We start from the raw sequence: 7,281 nt of genomic DNA on the forward strand, positions 1-7,281 counted from the left end.
TTAATCCACGTCCTTTCGGTTGAAGTGAATCAGGCCGGCCAACAGGATGACCGCGCCGACGACGAGGCCGGCGGCCACGAACCATTCGCGGTGCGGCCCCCCGAACCCGAACACCGGCCAGTTCAGCGGAAACCATTCGGACAGGTTTAGCGTAAACGGCGATAAGATCGATATCGTTACGCCGAGGGACACGGGCAGCGACTGGTTGCGGTACGTGAGCGAAAGCCAAAGCTGCAGGGCTAACAGCGGGAGCGCCGCAAAAAACGGATAGAATCCCATTCGCGCCAAATCCGCGTAAGGAATCGCGCCGGCTTCGAAACCGAAGAACAACCCCAGGATCACCGCGGCCGCCGGAAGCAAAATGCAGGATGCCGACAGCAGCAGGAAGCAGAGCAGAAACTTGGCGCTAAACACGGCGGTCCGGGAGATCGGCAGGGCCAGCAGCTGCTTCCAGGAGCTTAATTGATGCTCCACGTTCGCGACCAGCGAACTGACCAGCGTACAACCCAGATACAGGGCGATCGGCACGAAAAAAGAAATGTTCTGCAGCAGCCCGCCCCATGGATCATCGGCATGCTGCTTAAGCATATAGTCGAAGCGCAACCCGTAATTGAGCGCCTGCATGGCGATGAGCCCGATCGGAGCGAGAAAGACCAGGAACCAGATGCCTTTGCGGCGGATCTTCAGGAAATCGGCTGACAGGGAGCGTAACATCATACCGCGGTCCCCTCCCCGATGACCTGCATGAAGATATCTTCCAGCGATTTTTTCTTCTGCTCGACGCGGTAGACGGCATGCCCGTTCTCCACCAGCCGCTTGACCAGATGCGCAACCTGCGCGTCGGCCATGCCCGGGAACGAAAGCGATCCGTTCCGCAGCGTGCCGGACGCTCCGAGATCGCGGGCGATCCATAGCGCCGAATCCGGCTCCGATACGACGAGTTCCATATCATGCGCCGATCTCAGCCGCAGATTGTCGATCGTATCCTGGAACACCATCCGGCCTTCGCGGATGATGCCGACCTTGCTGGCCATCAGCTCCATTTCCCCGAGCAGGTGGCTGGAGACCAGCACGGTAATACCGTATTGCTCGGGCATGCGTTTGATCAGCTCGCGGATTTCGTGGATGCCGGACGGGTCCAGTCCGTTGGTCGGCTCGTCCAAAATCAGCAGCTCCGGGTTGCCGAGCAGCGCGGCCGCGATGCCCAGCCGCTGCTTCATCCCGAGGGAGAAACCTTTGACCGGACGGCGCGCCTCGCCGCTAAGCGATACGATTTCGAGCACCTCGTCGATGCGCGATTTCGGCACCTGCAAAATACGGCGGATCGCCTCCAGATTATCGATGGCGCTTAAGTGCCCGTAGTAAGACGGAGATTCGACGAGCGAGCCGATGCGGCGCAGAATCGCCAGCTTGTCTTTATGCAACTCGCGGTCGAAGATGCGGATCGATCCTGACGTCGGTTGAATCAGGCCGAGCAGCATGCGGATGGTCGTCGTTTTCCCTGCGCCGTTGGGCCCGAGGAAACCGTAAATGTCCCCTTTGGCGATCTCCAGACTCAGATGGTCAACCGCAGCGCGGCCGCGGTATTTTTTCGTTAAGTTTTCCGTTTGAATGATCATGTCACTCACGATTTATCACCTCGGGTATGATCATACCGTCGGGAGTTTAAAGGGAAAGACGGGGCAAGTTTAAGTTTTGGTTAAATTTTGATAGTCCAGCCGGCCGGCCTCCTTTGCCGAATAAAAAAAGTACCGCCGGAATATCACTCATGACGAATGAAATTCATGCGGTACAACGAACTTAATCACTACTGCTGCTGCTGTCGCCGGAGCTTCCCGAGTCTCCGGAATCGCCGCCGCCCCCCTCGCCGTAATCGGAACCGTCCTCGTTCGAATCATCATCCTGCTCGTATTCCTCGTTCAGCTCATCGTTATATGTATCGTGATAATAATAACTATTAGATGAGCTATTGCTTGAATAGCTTCTGGTTGAGGATGGCCGACGATGGCCGCTACGGCGCCCCGGTTTTGAGTTCTCTTTAATATTAGAGTAAATCGCCGCAATACTGCCCAAAATGACAACCAACACAAATAACAGCGAAAACATCGAGGCCGCCATGATTGCCCCTCCTTTTGGAATATGGATTCGCTGGTATTTTCTCCGTCAAGCGGGTTAATCCCTTTTTTCTCATTCGAGTCAATTTCTAGGCTGTTTCGGCTGATCTACAGGGTAAATATATACTTTCGTCCCCGCATCCGTGGACTCCACGGCCCGGACAAGTCCCATTTCCCGCAGCAACAGGTCGACGATTTGCAGGCCCAGCCCCGAGCCGGCGGCGGCGGATACCGCCTGCATGCCCGGGCCGCGGTCGCTGATGACGAGGGCGGCGGCACCCGCCCGATGCTGCACCGTGATGCCGACGTAACCGCCGGCTCCGGCGTGGCGGACAAGGTTCTGGAACAGGTTGTCCAGCACCCGGCGGAAGCCTTGTGCGTCGATGTTCAAGTACAAGGGCTGCTCCGGCAGCTCGATGTCCGGGTTAATCCCGGCTTTCTCCCAGACCGGATACCAGGCTGCGGCGCTTTCCCGCACGACCCGCAGCACGTCGAGCCGCTCCGGCGACATCGCGTAGCGCCCGCTGGAGAGCAGGTTATACGACAGCAAGTGATCCATGAGGCCGGACAAGTCGACGATCTTCGTCTCCATCAGGGTCAGCGATTGCTTGCCTTGCTCGGTTAAAAGTTCCTGCCGGAGCGAATACAGATGGCTGCCCAGCACGGTCAACGGCGTACGCAAATCATGCGACAGGTGGCTGATCAGGCTCTTGCGCAGCTCCTCCTCTTCGCGTTCGCGCCGGCGGCTGCCCCCCATTTCATAGACCATATGGTTGAACGCCTGCTCCAAACGGCCGATTTCGTCCGGCCGCCCTTCCTGGATCGGAGTCGGCAGTCCGTCGGGACCGGTGCGGGTCATGCCGGCTTCCAAGCGTAGCAGCCGCTTGCGGATATCGCTGAAGAACCAATAGGACAGCAGGACGAACGCTCCGAGCATGATCGCCAGAAACACGCCGTAAAACCGGCTGTCGTTAGACCGGTTTTCGTCGACGATAACCATGAGTTTACGCGGGAGTTCCAGCACCATAAAGCCCTGCTTCGCCCGTTCGTCCCCGCCGATGAACGCGACGACGGTAAACGGGTCGGCGTCCACGCGTTTTTTCATGAAGGCGATGGTGCCTTCCAGGGTCCACTGCGGGGGCACCGTCTCCTGCTCGGGGAGCTGCAGACGGGTTTGGCCGGCCGAATCGACCCAATACAATGCGGCGTCGGGATAACGCCGTTTGAGCTCCTTGAGCTTGGCATCGATCACCTCGGGAGTCGCGTCCCGTAGTCCGGCAGCGGCCTTGTGCCAAGCGGTTTCAATATCGAGCCCGCTCCCGTAAGGACGGCTGGTTTGCCACGCCTGGTGCGGGTTCAACAGCAGGTTGACGCCCCAGGAGGCGAGAAAGCTGACCGGAATCAAGACGGGAATAAACACGAGCGCCATGGCCAGGATCAGCACGTATCTCGTCAAGAGCGATTTGCGGAGCCTGCGGACCTTTCGCAGCTTCATGCTCTCACCCGGTAACCGATGCCGCGGATCGTTTCGATCACTTCAGGATTCGCGGGATCGCGTTCCAGCTTCTCGCGCAGATGGCGGATATGGACCATCAAGGTTTTATCCCCGTCGAGGTAGGGTTCGTTCCACACCGCCTCGTAGATCTGCTCCTTGGTCAGGATTTGCCCGAGGTGGCGCAGCAAATAAGCGAAGATATGAAACTGCTTGCCGGTCAGCACGATTTCCTCGCCGGTCTCCTGATCGACGATCCGGTTTTCCTTCTCATGCACGAGCAGATGCTTCAGCTTGAGCGGTGCCGCATCGGCCGAACCTCCGCTGCGGCGCAGCAGCACTTCGATGCGGGCGGCCAACTCGTCCGGATGGAACGGCTTGGTCAAATAATCGTCGGCCAACTTCAGTCCCTGCAGCTTGTCGTCGATGGACGTGCGCGCCGACAGCATCAGGATCGGCAGATCGGGGTACTGCCCCTTTAGCCGTCCGCCGACGGTAAAGCCGTCCAGCCCCGGCAGCATGACGTCCAGGAGGACAAGCCGGCAATCCGCCGCCTTTTCCACGGCCCGCTCCCCGCTGGTCAGCCAGGTCACGGCATACCCGCGTTCTTGCAGGTTACGGCTGACCCATTCTCCGATTTCGGTATCGTCCTCAATATATAACAGGTTGATGATAGGCATATTGAATTCCCTCCTTTCTCTATTTTGGCAAAAGCCGGCTAAAAAAGAAACGGGGACGTTCACCATTCCCACCTTTAATTTGTGATTGCAATCACAAGTTGCCGATTTTTCCTATGCTACGTTGTACCTGAGAATGGTTATCACTCGTCGGATAGGTCGGCAACAATGGCTTACCGGGATTGGCATAGCGGAAGCGGATGGACATGAGGATCGGTCGATAATAAGGAGGAATTGCGCGATGAGCGAGCTGATTAACAACCGGGAGGTTGGCGCGCCGGAACAAAGCCGCCGCCAGGAGCTTCTGAAGGAGATCATCAAGGAGCTGCATCAGGGCAAAAGCGTAGAGGAAGTGAAGGTGCGGTTTGAAGAAGCGGTGGGCGATGTGACGGTGACGGAGATTTCCGCGATGGAACACGCCTTGATGGAGGAAGAGGGCATTCCGGTCGAGGAGGTTCAGCGGCTGTGCTCGGTGCATACGGCGATTTTCAAAGGCTCGATCGAAGAAATTCACCGCTCGTCCAGGCCGGAGGAGCAGCCTGGCCACCCGGTGCATACATTCAAGCTGGAGAACCGCGAGATCGAGCGCCTGGTGAACTTCAAGCTGCAGCTTCACCTCGACAAATACCGGAAGGAAGAACATCGCGAAGAACTGGTCATTAAGCTGCTGGAAGATTTGAGCCTGCTGATGGATCTCGACAAGCACTACGGGCGCAAGGAGAATCTGCTGTTTCCGTATCTGGAGAAGTACGGCATTTACGGCCCGACGACGGTCATGTGGGGCGTGGATGACGGCATCCGCATGATGATCAAGGAAACGAAGGGCAAGCTGGCGGACGGAAGCGCGGACAAAGAGACGATCATTATGGATCTCGAACGGATCATCAAAGAAGTGAACGAAATGATATTCAAGGAAGAACATATTTTGCTGCCGATGGCCTTGGAGAAGCTGACGGAGGACGAGTGGGTCAGCATTGCCAGGGAAAGCGACGAAATCGGCTTTTGCCTGACGGCGCCGGAGCAGGAGTGGATTCCGGAGCGCGTGCCGCTGCAGGTACCCGGTCATGGAGGGGATGCGGAGGGCGAGACCGCCGTTGTTGCGGACGAAAGCACAACTATGCCGCAGGGCTTCGTGAAATTCGAGACCGGCATGCTGTCCATGGAACAGCTGGAAGCGGTCATGAACCATCTGCCGGTGGACCTGACGTTTATCGACGAGAATGACGTGGTGCGGTATTTTTCCCATGGCAAGGAACGGATTTTTGCCCGGACGAAGGCGGTCATCGGCCGTACCGTGCAGAACTGCCATCCGCCGCAAAGCGTGCATGTGGTGAACCAACTGCTGGCCGACTTTAAGGCCGGCACGAAAGATGCCGAGGATTTCTGGATTCCGATCAAGGACAAATTCGTGTACATTCGTTACTTTGCCGTTCGCAGCGAGGACGGGCGGTATCTGGGAACGCTGGAGTTTACGCAAAACATCGCTCCGATCCGCGAATTGGAAGGACAAAAACGCATCTTGTCGTAAATAACTACGGCTGCCCCGGCGTTCGCCCAGCGAATTCCGGGGTTTTTGTGCGCATGACCTTTGGCGGCGGACGAACGAATGGATGAAGGCAAGGGGATGCATGTTAGCGCTGCCGCAACATTGTCCGGAAAGTCCTTATCCACAGGGGCGCAGACGCTCTCTGTGATCTGCATCATATTCAGAAATCCCTTATGCCTCTTGGGATTGGCGTTTCTTACCGTCTCTTGACCGAACCGAAGGGTTCGCTTATAGTTGGTACGTAGAGCAAACTTGCGATAAGAGGTAGTTGAGCCCGCACAATAAGAGGCGTTTTCCCTTCCCGCGCGAAACGCGAAGAGACGTGGAATACCGGCCTTTTTGCGCGTTTTCGGCGTGAATGAACTTATCCATTCAAAGAATTTTATTTGAGAAAAAGGTGGCTTGTGAACATGTCTGAAAAAATCTACATTGGCGTTGACTTAGGCGGTACGGCAGTCAAAGTCGGCATTTGCAATGAAGAAGGGCAGCTTCTTCATACCTACGAAGGTCCGACCGAAGTCGAAAAAGGCGCGGATACGATCGTCGCCAACATCGAGCAGTACGTCCGGCACATCGTGGAAGAGTCGCCGTTTGCCTGGGAACAGGTGGCCGGAGTAGGCGCCGGAGTGGCCGGCTTTACGAATGTCCGCGAAGGGATCATTATTTTGGCGCCGAATGTAGGTTTGAAGGATTTCCCGATTCGCGGGATTTTGGAGCAGCGGTTGGGCAAGCCGATCAAAATAGACAATGATGCCAATGTGGCGGCACTGGGCGAAGCCTGGGGCGGCGCGGGCAAAGGCATCGACAATTGCGTGTGCTATACGTTGGGAACCGGCGTTGGCGGCGGGATCATCATTAACGGTAAAATTTATCAAGGCTTCTCCGGCATGGCCGGCGAGCTGGGGCATATGTCCGTCGTTCCGGATCTGGAAGCGATCGGCTGCGGCTGCGGTCAAATGGGCTGCCTGGAGACCGTTTCTTCGGCGACCGGCATCATCCGCATGGCCAAGGACGCCGTAGCGCGCGGCGACCGCACGTCGCTGTCGCTCGTGGAGAATATCATGGCCAAGGACGTCTTCGACGCGGCCAAAGCCGGAGACGAGGCGGCGATCCGCATCGTCAACCGGGCGGCTTTTTATCTGGGCAAATCGATGGCGGCGGTAGCCGTCGTGCTGAATCCGGAGCTGTTTATCGTCGGCGGCGGCGTATCCAAGGCGGGCGATATTCTGTTCAACGAGGTCCGCAGCGTGTTCGCCAGACTGACGCCCGAGCCGGTGCAAAAAGGCATGAGAATCGTGCCCGCCACGCTCGGCAACGATGCGGGGATGGTTGGAGCCGCCGGCCTGTTCCTCCGTTCCTGATAATAAGGAAGTTCAAAAAGTCATCTTTCGATCACGAAGCAGAACGAGAAGCTTAATCGGCGTCGAATCTTGAATTCAGCCGGGCCTTCCG

General features: G+C 57.2%; 7 protein-coding genes. 2 read left to right on the plus strand and 5 right to left on the minus strand.

Going from position 1 to position 7,281, the window contains the following annotated elements:
- The 5 genes from ACQ4N8_RS21455 to ACQ4N8_RS21475 all read right to left on the minus strand — a co-directional run bounded on the left by ACQ4N8_RS21455 (position 1) and on the right by ACQ4N8_RS21475 (position 4,286).
- Entirely contained in the window at positions 1-717 is a 717-nt protein-coding gene (locus ACQ4N8_RS21455) for an ABC transporter permease (protein WP_430706384.1), read from the minus strand.
- Complete coding sequence (locus ACQ4N8_RS21460; RefSeq protein WP_430706385.1) at positions 714-1,628, minus strand: ABC transporter ATP-binding protein; 915 nt, start codon at positions 1,626-1,628, stop codon at positions 714-716. Before ACQ4N8_RS21460 ends, ACQ4N8_RS21455 begins: the two co-directional genes overlap by 4 nt.
- A gap of 172 nt (positions 1,629-1,800) precedes the next feature.
- Entirely contained in the window at positions 1,801-2,118 is a 318-nt protein-coding gene (locus ACQ4N8_RS21465; RefSeq protein WP_430706386.1) for a hypothetical protein, read from the minus strand.
- Between the two features lie 78 nt (positions 2,119-2,196).
- Positions 2,197-3,609 carry an ATP-binding protein gene (locus ACQ4N8_RS21470; protein ID WP_430706387.1) on the minus strand — a complete coding sequence of 471 codons (1,413 nt, stop codon included), beginning with the start codon at positions 3,607-3,609 and terminating at the stop codon, positions 2,197-2,199.
- A complete protein-coding gene (locus tag ACQ4N8_RS21475) occupies positions 3,606-4,286 on the minus strand; it encodes a response regulator transcription factor (RefSeq protein WP_430706388.1) in 681 nt (226 codons plus the stop codon). The genes ACQ4N8_RS21470 and ACQ4N8_RS21475 overlap by 4 nt, the downstream gene beginning before the upstream one ends.
- A 238-nt stretch (positions 4,287-4,524) precedes the next feature.
- Here ACQ4N8_RS21475 and ACQ4N8_RS21480 point away from each other — a divergent pair, with 238 nt between their 5' ends.
- Positions 4,525-5,811 carry a DUF438 domain-containing protein gene (locus ACQ4N8_RS21480; protein ID WP_430706389.1) on the plus strand — a complete coding sequence of 429 codons (1,287 nt, stop codon included), beginning with the start codon at positions 4,525-4,527 and terminating at the stop codon, positions 5,809-5,811.
- A 428-nt stretch (positions 5,812-6,239) separates the two neighbouring features.
- Positions 6,240-7,190, plus strand: coding sequence for an ROK family glucokinase (locus ACQ4N8_RS21485; RefSeq protein WP_430706390.1), 951 nt, complete (start codon positions 6,240-6,242; stop codon positions 7,188-7,190).
- The last annotated feature ends 91 nt before the right edge of the window (positions 7,191-7,281 follow it).

This window comes from Paenibacillus macerans (genome assembly GCF_050565405.1).
Classification (GTDB): Bacteria; Bacillota; Bacilli; order Paenibacillales; family Paenibacillaceae; genus Fontibacillus; species Fontibacillus macerans_B.

Excerpts from the sequence above, each read along its gene's own strand:
- ACQ4N8_RS21455 (WP_430706384.1), bottom strand. The coding sequence starts at position 717 with ATGATGTTACGCTCCCTGTCAGCCGATTTCCTGAAGATCCGCCGCAAA.
- ACQ4N8_RS21465 (WP_430706386.1), bottom strand. The coding sequence starts at position 2,118 with ATGGCGGCCTCGATGTTTTCGCTGTTATTTGTGTTGGTTGTCATTTTG.
- ACQ4N8_RS21470 (WP_430706387.1), bottom strand. The coding sequence starts at position 3,609 with ATGAAGCTGCGAAAGGTCCGCAGGCTCCGCAAATCGCTCTTGACGAGA.
- ACQ4N8_RS21475 (WP_430706388.1), bottom strand. The coding sequence starts at position 4,286 with ATGCCTATCATCAACCTGTTATATATTGAGGACGATACCGAAATCGGA.
- ACQ4N8_RS21480 (WP_430706389.1), top strand. The coding sequence starts at position 4,525 with ATGAGCGAGCTGATTAACAACCGGGAGGTTGGCGCGCCGGAACAAAGC.
- ACQ4N8_RS21485 (WP_430706390.1), top strand. The coding sequence starts at position 6,240 with ATGTCTGAAAAAATCTACATTGGCGTTGACTTAGGCGGTACGGCAGTC.